This is a genomic window from Pseudomonas graminis (genome assembly GCF_900111735.1).
In the GTDB taxonomy this organism is placed as follows: domain Bacteria; phylum Pseudomonadota; class Gammaproteobacteria; order Pseudomonadales; family Pseudomonadaceae; genus Aquipseudomonas; species Aquipseudomonas graminis.
The window spans coordinates 46623-64756 of the sequence record NZ_FOHW01000025.1 but is presented as its reverse complement, the minus strand read 5'-3'; the positions used below and the strand labels follow the sequence as shown (position 1 = coordinate 64756).

Genomic DNA, 18134 nt, shown 5'->3' with positions numbered 1-18134 from the left:
AACTGCGCGCCAACGCTGAGGAGCCGACATATGCAGAACAAACAGAATCTGATCTGGATCGACCTGGAAATGACCGGTCTGGACCCTGATAACGACGTCATCATCGAGATGGCCACCATCATCACCGACAGCGAACTCAACACCCTGGCCGAAGGCCCAGTCATTGCGGTTCATCAGAGCGATGAGCTTCTGAACGGCATGGACGAATGGAACACCCGCCAGCACGGCGGTTCCGGCCTGACCCAGCGTGTGCGCGAGAGCAAAATCTCCAACGACGAAGCCGAGGCCATGACGCTTGAGTTCATCAAGCAGTGGGTCCCCGAGCGCAGTTCGCCCATCTGTGGCAACAGCATCTGCCAGGACCGTCGCTTCCTGTACAAGCGCATGCCGACACTGGAAAACTATTTCCACTACCGCAACCTCGACGTTTCAACCCTCAAGGAGCTGGCCGCGCGCTGGTCGCCCGACCTCAAGTTCAAGAAGGGCAGCACCCACCTGGCGCTGGATGACATTCGTGAGTCGATCGCCGAGCTGCGCTTTTATCGCGAGCACTTCATCAAGTCGTGATGACAGGGCGCTGAGCCCGGTCGCCACCAGATGGTAAAGAGGTCAACGCTCTCTGTTGGTGACCCGACCGAGTGGTTAGACTGCGCCCCTTTCTCGCAGGGACTGCCGCCATGTTGTTGATGCTCTACCTGATTGCCATTACGGCCGAGGCCATGACCGGCGCGCTGTCCGCAGGCCGTCGCGGCATGGACTGGTTCGGTGTGGTGCTGATCGCGTGCATCACTGCCTTGGGCGGCGGTTCGGTTCGCGATGTGCTGTTGGGGCATTACCCGCTGACGTGGGTCAAGCACCCGGAATACCTGATGCTCACCAGTGTCGCGGCGCTGGTGACGATTTTCATCGCTCCGCTGATGCGCCATCTGCGCTCACTGTTTCTGGTGCTCGACGCCTTGGGGTTGGTGGCGTTTACCCTGATCGGCTGCATGACTGCCCTGGACATGGGCCTGAGCATGACCGTCGCCGCCGTGAGCGGGGTGATCACCGGCGTGTTTGGCGGGATCCTGCGGGATATTTTCTGCAACGACATCCCCCTGATCTTCCGCCGCGAGTTGTATGCCAGCGTGTCGTTTGCCGCCGCGTGGTGTTTTTTGCTGTGTCAGTACGCTGGACTACCGGTGGAGCAGGGCACGCTGATTACATTGTTTGGCGGGCTGTTGCTGCGGCTGCTGGCAATCAGGTTTAGGTGGGAAATGCCGAAATTTATCTACAAAGACGGGCATTGAGCCAGCGTGCGATTACAGCAAGCGTTCTGAGCCCCTGGCGTCATGCTGTCCCAACGCCCATTCCACATGCTCGCGCACCATCTCTGACGGATGCTCCCGCCGTGCTTTAAGCGCTTCGATCACAGGGATGGTGGACGGTGCGTTGCCCAGCCCCACGGCCAGATTTCTCAACCAGCGTTCATACCCGGCACGCCGCAGCGGTGAGCCTTCGGTGTTGCTCAGGAAGGTCGTTTCGTCCCACAAAAACAGCGTCGTCAATTCGGCGTTATCAAGACCGTGGCGCGGCTTGAAGTCTGTCTGATCGGTTGGCCGGGCGAAGCGGTTCCAAGGGCAGACAATCTGGCAGTCATCACAGCCGAATACGCGATTGCCGATCATTGAGCGCAAGTCTTCGGGGATCGACGTCTTCAGCTCGATGGTCAGGTAGGAAATGCACTTTCGAGCATCCAGCACGTAGGGCCCGACGAAAGCGTTGGTCGGGCATACGTCCAGGCACGCCGTGCAGCGCCCGCAATGCTCGGTGGCGTGTGGCGCGTCTACCGGCAGCGGCAGGTCGACGAACAGCTCGCTGAGGAAGAAGTAACTGCCGGCCTTGCGATTGAGCACCAAGGTGTTCTTGCCGATCCAGCCCAGCCCGGCCTGCTCGGCAATGGCCTTCTCAAGCACCGGGGCGCTGTCGACGAACGCGCGAAACCCGAATGGCCCGATCGCCTCTTGAATGCGCTCCGCCAGTTGTTGCACGCGCTTGCGGATCAACTTGTGGTAATCACGGCCCAGCGCGTAACGGGAGACGTAGGCTTTCTCGGGCTGCCCCAGCAACTGAGCCATCTGCGTGTGGCCGGGCAGATAGTCCATGCGCAACGACACCACGCGCAGCGTTCCCGGCACCAGCTCGTCCGGATGCGAACGTTTGCTGCCATGCGCTGCCATATAGTCCATCTCGCCGTGATACCCGGCGTCCAGCCATCGCTCCAGGTGCTGCTCGTGCTCAGCCAGGTCCAGCCCCGAGATCCCGACCTGCTGAAAGCCGAGCTCGCGCCCCCAGCCCTTGATCGATTGGGCAAGGTCGGTCAGCCCGGCTGCCGTCAGAGGCGCTGGAGCTGTGGATGGGTCTACAGTTATCGCGGACATGCAAAGAGGACACCGGGGCGCAGGTGCGTATAATTCTGCCAGACATCGGAGCCCAAAGACGCATGTTGGACAGCAAACCCCCATTTCCCGACGCGCTGTACAGCGCTGCGCAGGTGCGCGACCTCGACGCGCGCCTCATTGCCGCCGGCACGCCCGGCTTCGAACTCATGCAGCGCGCGGCCCATGCCGCGTGGCGTGCGATCCGCCGCTGCTGGCCCGAGGGCAGGCAACTGACCGTGATGGCCGGTCGCGGCAACAACGCCGGCGACGGCTATCTCATTGCCGCGCTGGCCCGGCGTGCCGGTTGGCAAGTTAACGTGCTGGCCGTGGGTGATAGCGATATGTTGGCCGGCGATGCCCGTTCCGCCTATGAAGAAGCGGTTGCCGCCAATGTCGATATTCAGGCCTGGCGACAGCAGGCGCTGGCCGGCGTCATTGTCGACGCGCTGCTTGGCACTGGACTGACCGGTGACGTGCGCGCGCCTTACGCTGCGGCCATTGAAGCCATCAGCGACAGTGAGTTGCCCGTGGTCGCCGTCGATCTTCCGTCGGGGCTGTGCGCGGACACGGGGCGAACCCTCGGCTGTGCAGTCCGCGCCGATCTGACCGTCACCTTCATAGGCCTCAAGGTCGGGTTGTTCACTGGCGATGCGCCCGAACTGGTGGGCGAGTTGGTGCTCGATGACTTGCAGGCGGACGCCGAAATCATTCGGCAGACGCCCGTGAGCGTCAAACGGCTGGACACCTTCAACCTGCCCACCCTGGCCCCTCGCTCACGCACTGCGCACAAGGGCATGTTCGGTCGCGTACTGGTGGTGGGCGGCGATCGGGGTTTCGGCGGCGCTGCATTGCTCGCCACGGAAAGCACGCTGCGCACCGGCGCCGGCATGGTCACGCTGGCCACGCGGCCGGAACATGTCAGCGCCGCGCTGACGCGATTCCCTGAAGTCATGAGCGCCGGCATCAGCTCGGCCAACCAGCTGCGCGCCTTGATCGAGCCCGCGTCGGTGCTGGTGGTCGGTCCGGGCCTTGGCCAGCACAGCTGGGGAAAAAGTCTGCTGTCCGCGGCTGCGAATGCGCCGTTGCCGCAGGTCTGGGATGCCGATGCGCTGAACGAACTGGCGACCGGCGCGGTGCAATTGCCCCAGGGCTGCGTGATCACCCCGCATCCTGGGGAAGCCGCGCGCCTGCTCGGCACTGACACCAAACAGATTCAGGCCGATCGGCCGGCTGCGGCGCGGGCGCTGGCCAGCAAATTCAATGCTGTATGCGTTTTAAAAGGCAGCGGCAGCCTGATCGCCAACCCGGCAGGTGACCTTGCATTGGCTGATCACGGCCACCCGGCGATGGCGACCGGCGGGCTGGGCGATGTGCTGTCCGGCGTCATCGGTGCGTTGATGGCGCAAAAGATGAGCCCCTACGATGCTGCCTGTCTGGGCGTCTGGCTGCACGCTCTCGCCGGTGAGCAATGCGGCTCCAGCGGGCGAGGGCTGGCTGCCGCTGATCTGATTCCTGTTATTCGTCAGCTTCTGGAGGAGCACCAACCGTGTCTGAGTTAACCCTGGACCTCATGGGTGAAGAGGCCATGACCCACTTCGGGGCACGCATTGCCCAAGTCACTGAAAGCAGTGGCATTATTTTTCTGGAGGGCAATCTGGGGGCGGGCAAGACCACGCTCTCCCGAGGGATAATTCGCGGCCTTGGCCATACGGGCGCGGTAAAAAGTCCGACGTTTACGCTGGTAGAACCTTACGAAATTGGGAGAAACCGCGCGTATCACTTTGATCTCTACCGACTTGTTGATCCAGAAGAGCTAGAATTCCTCGGCATCCGGGACTATTTCGAAGTCGATGCCCTTTGTCTCATCGAATGGCCCAATCTGGGTGCAGGCTTTTTGCCAAAGCCTGACCTGATCATTACCATAAGGCCGCTCGGTGAAGGTCGAGCGTTGACGCTGAGCCCGAAAAGCTCGCGTGGCGAGATGTGGTGTGCAGCTTTGGCGCCTTCGTTTAAATAGACATTCAATAGATATGGGGTTTGGTATGCGCATGCGCGCGCTGGTTACTGTGATTGGACTGCTGCTGGCGACACTGGCTGTCGACGCGTTGGCCGCTTCACAGGTACGAAGTGTCCGCTTATGGCGTGCGCCGGATAACACTCGACTGGTTTTCGACCTGTCTGGCCCGGTTCAGCACAGTGTCTTCACGCTGCAGTCCCCTGATCGCCTGGTCATCGACATCAACGGCGCCACTCTGGGCGGCGCCTTGAATGTGCCGACGGCCAACACACCGATCACCAGCATGCGTTCAGCGCAGCGCACGCCCGATGACTTGCGTGTGGTCATCGACCTGAAAAAGGCGGTGACGCCAAAGAGCTTCACCCTGGCGCCGAACCAGCAATATGGCAACCGGCTGGTGGTCGATCTGTACGACAACGCCGCCGATGCCAACCCGCCGCCGTCGGTGGCCGATACTCCGGCCACCGCCGCGCCTGCGACGCCCGCAGTGGTGCCGATCAGCCCGTCCAAGCCCGAGATCAAACTGACCCCTGTGCCAAACGGCAAGCGCGATATCGTCGTCGTCATTGATGCCGGCCATGGCGGCGAAGACCCGGGCGCCTCTGGCGGCCGTGGTGAGAAAGAAAAGAACGTCGTACTCGCGATTGCAAAGGAGCTTCAGCGCCAGATCAATGGCGAAAAGGGCTACCGCGCAGAGCTGACCCGCACCGGCGACTACTTCATCCCGCTGCGTAAGCGCACGGAAATTGCCCGCGCCAAAGGTGCTGATCTGTTCGTGTCCATTCACGCCGACGCCGCGCCTTCCTCGGCGGCTTTCGGCGCTTCGGTATTTGCCTTGTCCGAACGCGGTGCGACCTCGGAGACAGCACGGTGGCTGGCGGACAGTGAAAACCGTTCCGACTTGATCGGTGGCGCCGGGGCCGTGAGCCTCGATGACAAAGACCGCATGCTCGCCGGCGTACTGCTCGATTTGTCGATGACCGCATCGCTCACTTCAAGCCTGAACGTTGGCCAGAAGGTCCTGACCAACATTGGCCGGGTCACCTCGCTGCACAAGTCCCGCGTTGAACAGGCCGGCTTCATGGTGCTCAAGTCGCCGGACATTCCTTCGATTCTGGTCGAGACCGGCTTCATCTCCAACTCAGCCGAAGCGAACAAACTGCAAGGCGCAAGCCATCAGCAGGCGTTGGCGCGCTCCATCACGGCGGGTGTGAAGCAGTTCTTCCAGCAGAATCCGCCGCAAGGCACATACATCGCCTGGCTTCGTGATAGCGGCAAGCTGGCCATGGGCGCGCGTGAGCACACAGTGCGCCCTGGCGAATCGCTGAGCATGATCGCGGCGCGCTACGACATGACCATGCCAATGCTTCGCACTGCCAATCATCTGAGCTCGGACGAGCTGAAAGTTGGCCAGGAGCTGAGAATCCCCAGCGCAGAATTGGCAGGTGAGCCGTGACTGACCTGTTGCTCGGTGACCAGGAACTGGATGTCAGCGTAAGTCCCGATTTACCTGCGGCAGAAGCTGCGCGTATTCAGCTGCTCAGCCCACGGCTTGCCAACCAGATTGCTGCGGGCGAGGTCGTAGAACGACCGGCTTCGGTGATCAAGGAGCTGCTCGAAAACAGCCTCGATTCAGGCGCGCGTCGTATCGATGTCGACGTTGAGCAGGCCGGCATCAAGCTGCTGCGTGTTCGGGACGACGGCGGCGGCATTTCCTCGGATGACCTGCCCCTTGCGCTGGCCCGACATGCCACCAGCAAGATCCGCGACCTGGAAGACCTTGAGCGAGTCATGAGCCTTGGCTTCCGGGGCGAGGCCTTGGCGTCGATCAGCTCGGTGGCCCGTCTGACCCTGACGTCGCGCACTCGTGATGCCGACCAGGCCTGGCAGGTCGAGACCGAGGGCCGTGACATGGCCTCGCGTGTGCAGCCGGCTGCGCACCCTGTCGGCACCTCCGTCGAAGTGCGCGACCTGTTCTTCAACACCCCTGCGCGGCGCAAGTTTCTCAAGGCCGAGAAAACCGAATTCGATCATCTTCAAGAAGTCATCAAGCGCATGGCGCTGGCGCGTTTCGACGTGGCCTTTCATTTGCGCCATAACGGCAAGACCGTCCTGAGCCTGCACGAAGCGCGTGACGACGTATCCCGCGCGCGGCGGGTTTCGGCCATTTGCGGACCCGGGTTTCTGGAGCAGGCCCTGCCGATCGAGGTCGAGCGCAATGGGTTGAGGTTGTGGGGCTGGGTCGGGCTGCCGACGTTCTCGCGCAGTCAGGCCGATCTGCAGTATTTCTTCGTCAACGGCCGTGCGGTGCGCGACAAGCTGGTTGCCCACGCCGTGCGTCAGGCTTATCGCGACGTGTTGTTCAACGGCCGGCATCCGACCTTCGTGCTGTTTTTCGAAGTCGATCCAGCGGTTGTCGACGTGAACGTCCATCCGACCAAGCACGAAGTGCGGTTCCGCGACGGGCGCATGGTTCACGATTTCCTTTACGGCACCCTGCATCGCGCCCTTGGCGATGTGCGGCCTGAAGATCAGCTAGCTGGCACCACCTCGGTCACCGCGCTGGTGCGACCCACTGGGCCGGATGCCGGCGAGTTCGGACCGCAGGGCGAAATGCGCCTGGCCAATAACGTGCTCGAGACGCCACAAGGTCAGGCCTGGAATCCGCCGGCCGGAACCGCCCCCGGCTCTGGCAGTGGCGCGGGTTACCAGTATCAGTACACGCCGCGGCCTTCGTCGGTGCTTCCGGCTGAAGAGACGCGTGCCGCTTACAGCGAATTCTTTGCCCCGCTGCCCGGCGCGCAGGCTCCGGCGAGCGCAGGCAGTGTCTCGTTGCCCGAGTCCCAGGGCGATGTTCCGCCGCTGGGTTATGCCCTCGCTCAGCTCAAAGGCATTTATATCCTCGCGGAAAACGCCCACGGTTTGGTGCTGGTGGACATGCACGCGGCCCACGAGCGGATCATGTACGAGCGCTTGAAGATCGCCATGGCCAGCGAAGGCCTGAGCGGTCAGCCGCTGCTGGTGCCGGAGTCCATCGCGGTCAGTCAGCGCGAGGCCGACTGCGCTGAAGAGCACATGACGACCTTCCAGCAACTGGGCTTCGAATTGCAACGCCTCGGCCCCGAGACCCTCGCGATCCGGCAGATCCCCGCGCTGCTCAAGCAGGCTGAGGCGAATCGGCTGGTGCACGACGTGCTGGGCGATCTGATGGAGTACGGCACCAGCGACCGCGTTCAGGCGCACATGAATGAACTGCTCGGCACCATGGCGTGCCACGGTGCGATTCGCGCCAATCGGCGGCTGGCCATTCCGGAAATGAACGGCCTGCTGCGTGATATGGAAAACACCGAGCGCAGCGGTCAATGCAATCATGGACGGCCGACCTGGACCCAGTTGGGTCTGGATGATCTGGACAAACTATTCCTGCGCGGTCGCTGATGAAAGCCCTTCCTCCAGCCATCTTTCTGATGGGGCCGACCGCCGCCGGCAAAACCGATCTCGCTATCGAACTGACCAAAGTGCTTCCGTGTGAGCTGATCAGCGTGGATTCCGCGCTGGTCTATCGCGGCATGGACATCGGCACCGCCAAGCCCTCAAAAGCGCTGCTGGACACGTATCCACACCGTCTCATCGATATCCTCGATCCGAGCCAGAGCTACTCTGCAGCGGATTTTCGAGCCGATGCCTTGCACGCCATGGCGGAAATTACCGCCCGGGGAAAAATTCCCCTGCTGGTGGGCGGCACGATGTTGTATTTCAAAGCTCTACTGGAAGGGTTGGCCGATATGCCTGCAGCTGACGCCGAAATTCGTGCGCAGATCGAAGCGCAAGCGGCCAGTCAGGGTTGGCAGGCGTTGCATGATGAGCTGGCGAGCATTGATCCGGTGTCGGCAGCGAGGATTCACCCCAACGATCCCCAGCGGCTGGTTCGCGCGCTGGAAGTCTTTCGGGTGAGCGGCGTGAGCATGACCGCGCACCGAGAACAACAAAGTGCGCAAAGTGCTCAAGCGAGCGCTTCGGGGCGTCATCAATTGCCCTATACTGTCGCAAATCTCGCGATCGCACCGACGGATCGCAAGGTGCTCCACGACCGAATTGCTGTGCGTTTCAGGCAAATGCTTGATGAAGGGTTCGTTGAAGAAGTCGTAGCGCTACGTTCGAGGGGTGATCTGCACTCGAATTTACCGTCTATAAGAGCTGTAGGGTATCGCCAGGTCTGGGATCATCTGGACGGCAAGCTGGCTCTGGACGAGATGCAGGAGCGCGGCATCATTGCCACGCGCCAGTTGGCCAAGAGGCAGTTCACCTGGTTACGCAGCTGGCAGGATTTGCACTGGTTGGACAGCCTGGCTTGCGACAATCTGCCACGCGCCTTGAAATACCTGGGGTCGGTCTCCATATTGAGCTGAGTCCTTGCAATAGCCGTCTATCCTTGGGGGATAGCCTTCGGGAGGTAGCGGCCCAAGCCAATGGTTTCGAATTTATTCTATTGATCCTTAAAGGAGTGCGGCACATGTCAAAAGGGCATTCGCTACAAGACCCTTACCTGAACACTTTGCGTAAAGAAAAGGTTGGGGTTTCGATCTACCTGGTAAACGGTATCAAGCTGCAAGGCACTATCGAATCCTTTGACCAGTTCGTTATTTTGCTGAAGAACACTGTCAGCCAAATGGTCTACAAACACGCCATCTCGACTGTCGTTCCCGTCCGCCCGATTCGTCTGCCTAGCGCTACCGAATCCGAGCAGGCTGACGCCGAGCCAGGTAACGCCTGATAGGAGTCTGCTTTGTTCTTTGAGCGCCACAGTGGTGGTGAGCGGGCGATCCTCGTTCACTTGGATGGTCAGGACCCTGAGGCGCGCGAAGATCCGCAGGAGTTCAGGGAACTGGCGCTGTCGGCCGGCGCCGACATTGTCTCGTTCGTCAACGTGCCAAGGCATCGGCCAACGGCCAAGTATCTGGTAGGCAGCGGCAAGGTCGAGGAATTACGCGACCTGGTCAAAACCGAAAAGTCAGATATCGTCATCTTCAATCATGTCCTTACACCCAGTCAGGAACGTAACCTCGAACGTGTTTTCGAGTGTCGCGTGCTTGACCGTACGGGCCTGATTCTCGACATTTTCGCCCAACGGGCGCGCACCCATGAAGGCAAGCTGCAGGTCGAACTGGCCCAGCTTGAGCACATGAGTACGCGGCTGGTTCGTGGCTGGACTCACCTTGAGCGTCAGGGCGGCGGTATCGGTCTGCGCGGTCCGGGTGAAACCCAGCTCGAAACGGACCGACGTCTGTTGCGCGTGCGCTTGCGTCAGATCAAGGGCCGGCTTGAAAAAGTCCGCAGTCAGCGTGATCAGGCCCGTCGTGGCCGCACCCGCGCCGACATTCCTACGGTTTCTATCGTCGGCTATACCAACGCCGGCAAGTCAACGCTATTCAATGCGGTGACCGACTCTGACGTCTACGCGGCCGATCAACTGTTCGCGACCCTCGACCCGACCCTGCGCCGCCTTGAAGTCAAAGACCTGGGGCCGATTGTGCTGGCTGATACGGTAGGTTTTATCCGCCATTTGCCGCACAAGCTGGTCGAGGCCTTTCGGGCTACGCTTGAAGAGTCGAGCAACTCCGATCTGCTGTTGCATGTGATCGACGCTCACGAGCCCGACCGCCTTGAGCAGATCGAGCAGGTCATGGTGGTGCTGGGCGAGATTGGCGCCCAGGACTTGCCGATGCTTGAGGTGTATAACAAACTCGATCTGCTCGAAGGGGTTGAGCCGCAGATTCAACGCGATGCCGATGGCAAGCCGCAGCGGGTCTGGGTTTCTGCCCGTGACGGGCGTGGTCTGGATTTGCTCAAGCAGGCCATCGCCGAAGTGTTGGGCAATGACCTCTTTGTGGGGACGCTGCGCCTCACGCAGGAATTCGCCCGGTTGCGTGCCCAGTTTTTCAACCTGGGTGCGGTGCAGAGCGAAGAGCACGACGAAGAAGGCCAGAGTCTTCTGGCTGTTCGGTTACCCCGAGTTGAATTCAATCGCCTGGTGAGTCGCGAAGGACTGCAGCCGCTGGAATTCATCGAGCAACACACTTTGCAATAAAAGCCTGACAAAGCGGTTGTACCGCTTTGACGGGCATTCTGTAGCATTGGTCGGCGCGCCGTGGGCGCGTCTTTGCTTTATCAGATGGAGAGCGCTATGGCTTGGAATGAGCCGGGTGGCAACTCGAATAATCAGGATCCTTGGGGTGGTAAGCGCAAGGGCGGCGACCGCAAGGGGCCACCGGATCTCGACGAGGCCTTCCGTAAGCTGCAGGAAAGCCTGAATGGGTTGTTCGGTGGTGGTAAGAAACGCAGTGGCGATGGCGGCGGCAGCGGCGGTGGATCGAGCAAGGGCGGTGGCCTCGGCCTGCTCGGCATCGGTCTTGTCGTGCTGCTCGCAATCTGGCTGTACAACGCAATCTATGTGGTGGACGAGCAGGAGCAGGCCGTAGTGCTGCGCTTCGGCAAGTACTACGACACCGTCGGGCCGGGTCTGAACATCTATTTCCCGCCGTTTGATCGCAAGTACCTCGAAAACGTGACGCGTGAGCGTGCGTACAGCAAGCAAGGCCAGATGCTCACCGAAGACGAGAACATCGTCGAAGTGCCACTGACCGTGCAGTACAAGATCACCAATCTGCAGGATTTCGTGCTGAACGTTGATCAGCCTGAAGTCAGCCTGCAGCATGCTACCGAAAGCGCCTTGCGCCATGTGGTCGGTTCGACCGCCATGGATCAGGTGCTGACTGAAGGTCGTGAGTTGATGGCCAGCGAAATCAAGGAGCGGCTGCAGCGCTTCCTTGACACCTATCGCACCGGCATCACCGTAACCCAGGTCAACGTGCAGAGTGCTGCGGCGCCGCGCGAAGTCCAGGAAGCGTTCGATGACGTGATCCGCGCCCGTGAAGACGAGCAGCGCTCACGTAACCAGGCTGAAACCTACGCCAACGGCGTGATCCCGGAAGCGCGCGGTCAGGCTCAGCGTATCGTCGAAGATGCCAACGGTTATCGCGATGAAGTGGTGTCTCGGGCCAAGGGTGAAGCGGACCGCTTTACCAAACTGGTTGCCGAGTACCGCAAGGCACCGGAGGTCACGCGTGAGCGTCTGTATCTGGACACCATGCAGGAAGTCTTCAGCAACACCAGCAAGGTACTCGTGACCGGCGACAAAGGTCAGAACAACCTGCTTTATCTGCCGTTGGACAAAATGATCGATAGCAGTCGTAACGGTTCCAACCCGTCTACCGCCGGCGGCGCTGCTGCTGCACCGGCAGATCCGGGCTCACGGGCAGCGGACATGCAACAGCAACGCGACACGCGCACTAGGGAGACTCGCTGATGAGCAATAAATCTCTGGTTGCCCTGATCGCCTGCGTCGTACTGGCCGTGGTCGCCTGGAACAGCTTCTACATTGTCGCTCAGACCGAGCGAGCAGTGCTGTTGCAGTTCGGTCGCGTTGTTCAAGCTGATGTTCAGCCGGGCCTGCACGTGAAGATTCCTTACGTGAACCAGGTGCGCAAGTTCGACGGCCGCCTTATGACGCTTGATGCACCGACTCAGCGTTTTCTGACGCTGGAAAAGAAAGCCGTGATGGTCGATGCCTATGCCAAATGGCGCGTGAAGGACGCGGAGCGTTTCTACACCGCGACATCCGGCCTTAAGCAGATTGCCGATGAGCGTCTCTCTCGTCGTCTCGAATCCGGTCTGCGAGACCAGTTCGGCAAGCGCACCCTGCACGAAGTGGTTTCGGGTGAGCGTGACGCGTTGATGGCTGACATCACTGCGTCGCTCAACACCATGGCTGGCAAAGAGCTGGGCATTGAAGTTGTCGATGTTCGGGTCAAGGCCATCGACCTGCCGAAGGAAGTGAACCGCAGCGTGTTCGAGCGTATGAGCACCGAGCGTGAGCGTGAGGCACGCGAGCACCGCGCCAAGGGTAACGAGCTGGCTGAAGGCATCCGTGCCGACGCTGATCGCCAGCGCCGCGTTCTGTTGGCTGAAGCGTATCGCGAGTCTGAAGAGGCACGCGGTGATGGTGATGCTCAGGCGTCCGCGATTTACTCCAAGGCATACGGTCAGGATCAGGAGTTCTACGCGTTCTACCGTAGTCTTCGCGCCTACCGTGAAAGCTTCGCGAACAAAAGCGACGTGATGGTGCTGGACCCAAGCAGCGAGTTCTTCCGCTATCTGCAAAAGTCCAAGCCGTAATCGCATCAGCACCTGATCACTCCGCCGGGCGGCAAAACTGCCCGTCGGGGTGATCGCGCGACAAAACGTGTGTATGATGCGGCAGCCGGGAAATTCCCGGCTTTTTTGCGTCTGCACGATTGATTGGCCGTGGCGTGTTCCGTGCGCGGCAGTTTTTTCGAGGACGGTGTTCACGATAGGGCGGCGCATCGGGCAGAGGACATTTCCTCGCCCAGCGTCCGCAGAATGCTGTCTGCTTCACTCAAGGCTTGCCCAAGGGCCAGCCGCCCGGATCATAGGGGAAAGGCGTAATGGCAACGGTTGACCGCTGGCTGCTGCCGGATGGCATCGAAGAAGTACTGCCGCCGGAAGCTGCGCGTATTGAAGTCGCGCGTCGTCAGGTGCTGGATCTGTTTCAGAGCTGGGGCTACGAGTTTGTCGTGACCCCGCACATCGAATACCTTGAATCACTGCTCACCGGTGCGGGTCAGGATCTGGATCTGCGCACCTTCAAAGTGGTCGACCCGCAATCGGGTCGGCAGATGGGTTTCCGCGCGGACATCACGCCGCAGGTCGCCCGCATCGACGCGCACACCCTGCGTCGTGAAGGCCCAAGCCGTCTCTGCTACGCTGGCAGCGTGCTGCATGCCCAGCCGCGTGCATTGTCGTCCTCGCGCAGCCCGATCCAGCTGGGCGCCGAGCTGTATGGCGACGCAAGCCCGAGCAGCGACGTCGAAGTCATCAGCCTCATGCTGGCGATGCTGCAACTGGCGGATGTGCCGGAAGTCCATATGGACCTGGGGCACGTCGGGATTTACCGTGGTCTTGCCCGCGCTGCCGGGTTGTCCGGCGAAGTCGAACAACAGCTGTTTGATGCGCTGCAGCGCAAGGCCATCGACGAGGTCATTGCGTTGACCGAAGGTCTGCCGGCCGAGCTGGCCAGCATGCTGCGCGCGCTGGTGGATCTGTGTGGCGACCGCACGGTGTTGGCACAGGCGCGCGACCGTCTGGCGAACGCGCCGGCGCCGGTCATTGAAGCGCTGGATGATCTGCAGGAAATCGCCGAACGTCTCTCTGCCCGATTCCCTGAGCTACCGTTCTACTTTGACCTTGGCGAGTTGCGCGGCTACCACTACCACACCGGCGTGGTGTTTGCGGTCTTCGTCCCGGGTGTCGGTCAGTCGATTGCCCAGGGCGGTCGGTACGATGACATTGGTGCTGACTTTGGTCGTGCGCGCCCGGCGACGGGTTTTTCAACCGATTTGAAAACCCTGGTGACACGCGGTCAGGCGCAGATCGAGCTGCCGTCTGGCGGCATCTGGATGCCTGACAGCACCGATGCGGCGCTGTGGCAAAAGGTCTGTCAGCTGCGCGCCGAGGGTCAGCGCGTGGTTCAGGCGTTGCCAGGCCAACCGGTTTCAGCGGCGCAAGACGCCGACTGTGATCGGCAATTGATTCAGCAGGGCGAGCGTTGGCAGGTAATGCCGCTGGCCTCTTGAGTTTCCCCGCCGGCCGCTGCCGGCACCAAGTTTGCGCGAATGAGGACAAGTGTTATGGGTAAGAATGTCGTAGTCCTGGGCACCCAATGGGGTGATGAGGGCAAAGGCAAGATCGTTGATCTGCTGACCGAACATGCAACTGCGGTAGTGCGCTATCAAGGTGGCCACAACGCTGGTCACACGCTGGTGATCGACGGCGAAAAAACCGTCCTGCACCTGATTCCGTCCGGCGTCCTGCGCGAAGGCGTGCAGTGCCTGATCGGCAACGGTGTGGTCGTCGCGCCTGATGCACTCATGCGCGAAATCACCAAGCTCGAAGATAAAGGCATTCCGGTGCGCGAGCGTCTGCGCATCAGCCCGTCCTGCCCGCTGATCCTGTCCTATCACGTGGCCCTTGATCAGGCCCGCGAAAAGGCCCGTGGCGAGCACAAGATCGGCACCACCGGTCGCGGCATTGGCCCGGCATACGAAGACAAGGTTGCGCGTCGTGGTCTGCGCATCGGTGATCTGTTCCACCGCGAACGCTTCGCCGCCAAGCTGGGCGAGCTGCTGGATTACCACAACTTCGTTCTGGTCAACTACTACAAAGAGCCGGCGATCGACTTCCAAAAGACGCTCGACGAGTGCATGGAATACGCCGAGCTGCTCAAGCCGATGATGCTCGACGTGACCGCAACGCTGCACGAAATGCGTCGCGCCGGCAAAGACATCATGTTCGAAGGTGCCCAGGGTTCATTGCTGGACATCGACCACGGTACCTACCCGTACGTCACCAGTTCGAACACTACTGCAGGCGGCATCGCTACCGGTTCGGGCATGGGTCCGATGTACCTGGATTACATCCTGGGCATCACCAAGGCCTACACCACTCGCGTGGGTTCGGGCCCGTTCCCGACTGAACTGTTCGACGACGTTGGTGCGTTCCTGGCCAAGCGTGGCCACGAGTTCGGTGCGACCACAGGTCGTGCGCGTCGCTGTGGCTGGTTCGACGCTGTCATCCTGCGCCGCGCCATCGACGTCAACAGCATCTCGGGCATCTGCCTGACCAAGCTGGACGTGCTTGACGGTCTCGAGACCATCAACATCTGCGTGGGCTACAAGAACGAGAACGGTGCAGTGATCGAAGCGCCGACGGACGCCGATAGCTACATCGGCCTGGAGCCAGTGTACGAAGAAGTGCCGGGCTGGTCCGAGTCGACCCTGGGTGCCAAGACCCTGGAAGAGTTGCCTGCCAACGCTCGCGCTTACATCAAGCGTCTCGAAGAGCTGGTCGGCGCACCGATCGACATTATTTCGACGGGCCCTGACCGTAACGAGACGATCGTTCTGCGTCATCCGTTCGACTGATAAGTCGTTGAAGCGCAAACAAAGGGTCGCCTCGGCGGCCCTTTGTTTTGCCCGCTGAAAACTGCGCTGCACTGCGGCACGACCCTTGCTGTGATTCCACTTATAAAACGATGCCAGCATTTTGATGGCGTGTGTGGTGAGGGATCTCCTGTGTCGGCCGTTACTTCTCTTATGCGCAGTCGCTTGCTGCGGCCCGTATTCATTGCTCTTGGTATCGCCCTTCTGGTGCAAGTGCTGGTTGCCGTCGCTCTTACTCGGAGCACCGTCATTGCGCTCGAAGCTGAGCTTGCGTCGCGGCTGAGTGTAGATTCGCAACACTTGACCGGCGAACTGGAGCAGGCGAGCCGCGACGTAACGTCCAGTCTCGACAGTCTTTCGCAAAATACACGTCAGCGCTTGAGTGCCGGCCTGTCGACGCGCCTAAAGGATGAACAGAAGCAACTGCGTGCGACGCTGGAGAAAGATCTTCGGGATTCGGCGACGGACATGGCCGAGTTGCTGGCTGCTGTCGCGCCGCGAGCGATGTGGGATGGCGATACGCCGACGCTGTCGGAGTTCGCCCGACGTGCGCAACGCAATCCGAACGTGCTGTTCGTGGTCTACGACGATGCTCAGGGCGAGCATTTGACGCGTTACCTGAATCGCGAGAATGAATCGGTCAAAGCCTTGCTGGCGAAAGGCGAGGGCGAGCGCGCCATGGACAAGGTCCTGAATGCAGCGCAGAAGGACCCTTCGGTTTACTACGTTGAAGCTTCCATCAGTCCCAACGGCGTGGAGATCGGCAAAGTTCGTATGGGTGTGTCGACCACCTCGGTAGAAGAAAATCTGGCGGCGCTGGACAAGCGCTTCGTTGCGCTGATCGGCAGCGGTGATCAACTGGTTTCGGAAAGTCTTGGCGGCGCGGCCGCCGAGAGTTCTGCGGCGTTGCGCTCGCGTCTGCAGGCGGCGCAATCTTCGGCCGCCGCGATGGCAGGCAATACCAGCTCCGCTGTGCAGGAGGCCGCGACCACGCTGCGCTGGAGAATCGGTGTCGGGCTGTCTCTGGTGGGGCTCGGCGTGCTGGTGCTGCTGGCCATCGTGCTGGGGCGCCGCGTCGTGCTGCGCTTGCAGTTGCTCAGCCGCGCGCTGGATGATCTGGCGGCAGGCGAAGGTGATCTGACCAAACGCGTCAAACTCAACAGCAACGATGAGATAGGCGACATGGCCGCGGCCGTGAACCGCTTTGTCGACAAGTTGCAGCCGATCGTTCGAGAGGCAGGGGATGTGGCGCAGCAGACTGGCGTCGAGATTGGCGCCATGAGCAAGCGCAATGCAGGTGCTGGCGCTGCAGCCGAGTTGCAGCGCGATGAGGTGGCTGCGAGCCTTCAAGCGCTGGCGCAGATGGCTGACGAAGCGCAGGCCGAGAGCCAGGCAATGCAGGCAGCGCTGCGGCAGGTGGTGGACATTCGTCAGGCGACCGATGAAAACACGCGCACCTCCAATCAGGTCGGTAGCTTGATCGAGGCGCTGGCCGGGCAGGTGGAGACCGGTGCCCAGGTCATCGAGCGGCTGGCGCAGCAAAGCCAGCAGATCGAAGTGGTGCTGGAAGTGATCCATGGCATCGCCGAGCAAACCAACCTGCTTGCTCTCAATGCTGCCATTGAGGCTGCGCGCGCCGGCGAGACCGGTCGAGGTTTCGCCGTTGTCGCCGATGAAGTGCGCGCGTTGGCGAGCAAGACGCAAAGCTCAACGGGCGATATCCAGGAGCACATCGCCAAGCTGCAATCCGGGGCGCGCGAAGCAGTGGCAACGATTGGTCTGGCCGGGCGTCAGGCAAAGGAAGGGCTCGCGGTGCTGAAGGACAGCGCTCGGCTGCAGCAATCGGTGCAGGTGTCTGTCGAGCAGGTGCATGCGGCGATTGGCCTGGCGACCCGGGCGGCAGAGCATCAGGCTCAGGGCGCGCAAGCGGTGCGGGGGCGGGTAGAGGTGATTCACGCCCAGGCCGAGAAGGCTGCGCAGGCCGTGGTGGAAACGACTGCCAGCGGCAAGACGCTGGACAGGCTCGCCGCCCAGCTCAAGGCCAGTCTGGGACAGTTCCGGGCGTAGGGACGGCTGGGGTTTATGGCAGACCCCAGAAAGCACAAAACCGAGCACTCGGCTCGGTTTTGTTTGTTTGGTGCCCAGAAGAAGACTCGAACTTCCACGACCTTGCGGTCACCAGCACCTGAAGCTGGCGTGTCTACCAATTTCACCATCTGGGCATGGCGCTGATTTAATTAGATTTTTCGCAGGAGTGCAACTGAATTTTTGAATTTCTTCGGGAGGCTGTTCAGCGATTCGTTTGCCCCATGGGAGAGGGCAGGGGAAGTGATCTACGCTGAGCGCTGTTTGCCAGACTTGACTTTTCAAACCATAAAATGCACAAAACCGAGCCAAGGCTCGGTTTCGTTGAATTGGTGCCCAGAAGAAGACTCGAACTTCCACGACCTTGCGGTCACCAGCACCTGAAGCTGGCGTGTCTACCAATTTCACCATCTGGGCAGTTCGTTGATTTCATTCGATATTTCGTTTGATTTCAACTACAACTTGGCAGTGCCGTCGTTGTGGGGCGCATCTTACGGAGGAGATTGAAGGCTGTAAAGCCCCCGTGCAAAAATA

The 18134-nt window shown here is 60.8% G+C and carries 15 protein-coding genes and 2 tRNA genes; 14 read left to right on the top strand and 3 right to left on the bottom strand.

What is annotated here, in order from left to right:
* The first annotated feature begins 30 nt into the window (after positions 1-30).
* Together orn and BMY98_RS18100 are read left to right on the top strand one after the other, a co-directional pair.
* Positions 31-567: an oligoribonuclease gene (gene orn / locus BMY98_RS18105; RefSeq protein WP_065987811.1), complete on the top strand. Its 537-nt coding sequence runs from the start codon at positions 31-33 to the stop codon at positions 565-567.
* 110 nt (positions 568-677) lie between these two features.
* The gene (locus BMY98_RS18100) at positions 678-1289 is read left to right on the top strand and encodes a trimeric intracellular cation channel family protein (RefSeq protein ID WP_074891435.1); all 612 of its coding nucleotides are present in this window, start codon (positions 678-680) and stop codon (positions 1287-1289) included.
* A gap of 12 nt (positions 1290-1301) precedes the next feature.
* On the opposite strand, the gene queG is transcribed toward BMY98_RS18100, so the two are convergent.
* Entirely contained in the window at positions 1302-2420 is a 1119-nt protein-coding gene (gene queG, locus BMY98_RS18095; protein WP_083398825.1) for a tRNA epoxyqueuosine(34) reductase QueG, read from the bottom strand.
* 62 nt (positions 2421-2482) lie between these two features.
* Between queG and BMY98_RS18090 the strand changes: the two genes are divergently transcribed.
* From BMY98_RS18090 to BMY98_RS18035, 12 genes are all read left to right on the top strand, one after another.
* Positions 2483-3979, top strand: a complete 1497-nt coding sequence (locus BMY98_RS18090) for a bifunctional ADP-dependent NAD(P)H-hydrate dehydratase/NAD(P)H-hydrate epimerase (RefSeq protein WP_074891432.1) — start codon at positions 2483-2485, stop codon at positions 3977-3979.
* Entirely contained in the window at positions 3967-4437 is a 471-nt protein-coding gene (gene tsaE / locus BMY98_RS18085) for a tRNA (adenosine(37)-N6)-threonylcarbamoyltransferase complex ATPase subunit type 1 TsaE (RefSeq protein WP_074891431.1), read from the top strand. Before BMY98_RS18090 ends, tsaE begins: the two co-directional genes overlap by 13 nt.
* Positions 4438-4450: 13 nt before the next feature.
* Entirely contained in the window at positions 4451-5893 is a 1443-nt protein-coding gene (locus BMY98_RS18080; RefSeq protein ID WP_217648319.1) for an N-acetylmuramoyl-L-alanine amidase, read from the top strand.
* Between the two features lie 26 nt (positions 5894-5919).
* Positions 5920-7875 carry a DNA mismatch repair endonuclease MutL gene (gene mutL, locus BMY98_RS18075; RefSeq protein WP_175514189.1) on the top strand — a complete coding sequence of 652 codons (1956 nt, stop codon included), beginning with the start codon at positions 5920-5922 and terminating at the stop codon, positions 7873-7875.
* Positions 7875-8846 carry a tRNA (adenosine(37)-N6)-dimethylallyltransferase MiaA gene (gene miaA / locus BMY98_RS18070; protein ID WP_074891426.1) on the top strand — a complete coding sequence of 324 codons (972 nt, stop codon included), beginning with the start codon at positions 7875-7877 and terminating at the stop codon, positions 8844-8846. The genes mutL and miaA overlap by 1 nt, the downstream gene beginning before the upstream one ends.
* A 104-nt stretch (positions 8847-8950) precedes the next feature.
* On the top strand, positions 8951-9211 hold the full coding sequence (gene hfq, locus BMY98_RS18065) for an RNA chaperone Hfq (RefSeq protein WP_019691505.1): 261 nt from the start codon (positions 8951-8953) through the stop codon (positions 9209-9211).
* Positions 9212-9223: 12 nt separating this feature from the next.
* Positions 9224-10525: a ribosome rescue GTPase HflX gene (gene hflX / locus BMY98_RS18060; RefSeq protein WP_074891424.1), complete on the top strand. Its 1302-nt coding sequence runs from the start codon at positions 9224-9226 to the stop codon at positions 10523-10525.
* Between the two features lie 96 nt (positions 10526-10621).
* On the top strand, positions 10622-11803 hold the full coding sequence (gene hflK, locus BMY98_RS18055; RefSeq protein WP_074891422.1) for an FtsH protease activity modulator HflK: 1182 nt from the start codon (positions 10622-10624) through the stop codon (positions 11801-11803).
* Positions 11803-12672 (top strand): protease modulator HflC, encoded by an 870-nt coding sequence (gene hflC / locus BMY98_RS18050; protein WP_074891421.1) that lies wholly within the window; start codon positions 11803-11805, stop codon positions 12670-12672. Before hflK ends, hflC begins: the two co-directional genes overlap by 1 nt.
* A 290-nt stretch (positions 12673-12962) precedes the next feature.
* Positions 12963-14150: an ATP phosphoribosyltransferase regulatory subunit gene (locus BMY98_RS18045; RefSeq protein WP_074891419.1), complete on the top strand. Its 1188-nt coding sequence runs from the start codon at positions 12963-12965 to the stop codon at positions 14148-14150.
* A gap of 54 nt (positions 14151-14204) precedes the next feature.
* Entirely contained in the window at positions 14205-15497 is a 1293-nt protein-coding gene (locus tag BMY98_RS18040) for an adenylosuccinate synthase (protein ID WP_074891417.1), read from the top strand.
* Between the two features lie 150 nt (positions 15498-15647).
* Entirely contained in the window at positions 15648-17582 is a 1935-nt protein-coding gene (locus BMY98_RS18035; RefSeq protein ID WP_074891416.1) for a methyl-accepting chemotaxis protein, read from the top strand.
* 68 nt (positions 17583-17650) lie between these two features.
* Here the strand turns inward: BMY98_RS18035 and BMY98_RS18030 are convergent.
* Positions 17651-17737 (bottom strand) — tRNA-Leu (locus tag BMY98_RS18030).
* A gap of 193 nt (positions 17738-17930) precedes the next feature.
* Positions 17931-18017 (bottom strand) — tRNA-Leu (locus BMY98_RS18025).
* Between the last annotated feature and the right edge of the window lie 117 nt (positions 18018-18134).

Coding starts and splice junctions, on each gene's coding strand:
- hfq (WP_019691505.1), top strand. CDS start 8,951: ATGTCAAAAGGGCATTCGCTACAAGACCCTTACCTGAACACTTTGCGT.
- hflC (WP_074891421.1), top strand. CDS start 11,803: ATGAGCAATAAATCTCTGGTTGCCCTGATCGCCTGCGTCGTACTGGCC.
- BMY98_RS18100 (WP_074891435.1), top strand. CDS start 678: ATGTTGTTGATGCTCTACCTGATTGCCATTACGGCCGAGGCCATGACC.
- miaA (WP_074891426.1), top strand. CDS start 7,875: ATGAAAGCCCTTCCTCCAGCCATCTTTCTGATGGGGCCGACCGCCGCC.
- BMY98_RS18045 (WP_074891419.1), top strand. CDS start 12,963: ATGGCAACGGTTGACCGCTGGCTGCTGCCGGATGGCATCGAAGAAGTA.
- queG (WP_083398825.1), bottom strand. CDS start 2,420: ATGTCCGCGATAACTGTAGACCCATCCACAGCTCCAGCGCCTCTGACG.
- BMY98_RS18080 (WP_217648319.1), top strand. CDS start 4,451: ATGGGGTTTGGTATGCGCATGCGCGCGCTGGTTACTGTGATTGGACTG.
- BMY98_RS18040 (WP_074891417.1), top strand. CDS start 14,205: ATGGGTAAGAATGTCGTAGTCCTGGGCACCCAATGGGGTGATGAGGGC.
- BMY98_RS18090 (WP_074891432.1), top strand. CDS start 2,483: ATGTTGGACAGCAAACCCCCATTTCCCGACGCGCTGTACAGCGCTGCG.
- hflK (WP_074891422.1), top strand. CDS start 10,622: ATGGCTTGGAATGAGCCGGGTGGCAACTCGAATAATCAGGATCCTTGG.
- orn (WP_065987811.1), top strand. CDS start 31: ATGCAGAACAAACAGAATCTGATCTGGATCGACCTGGAAATGACCGGT.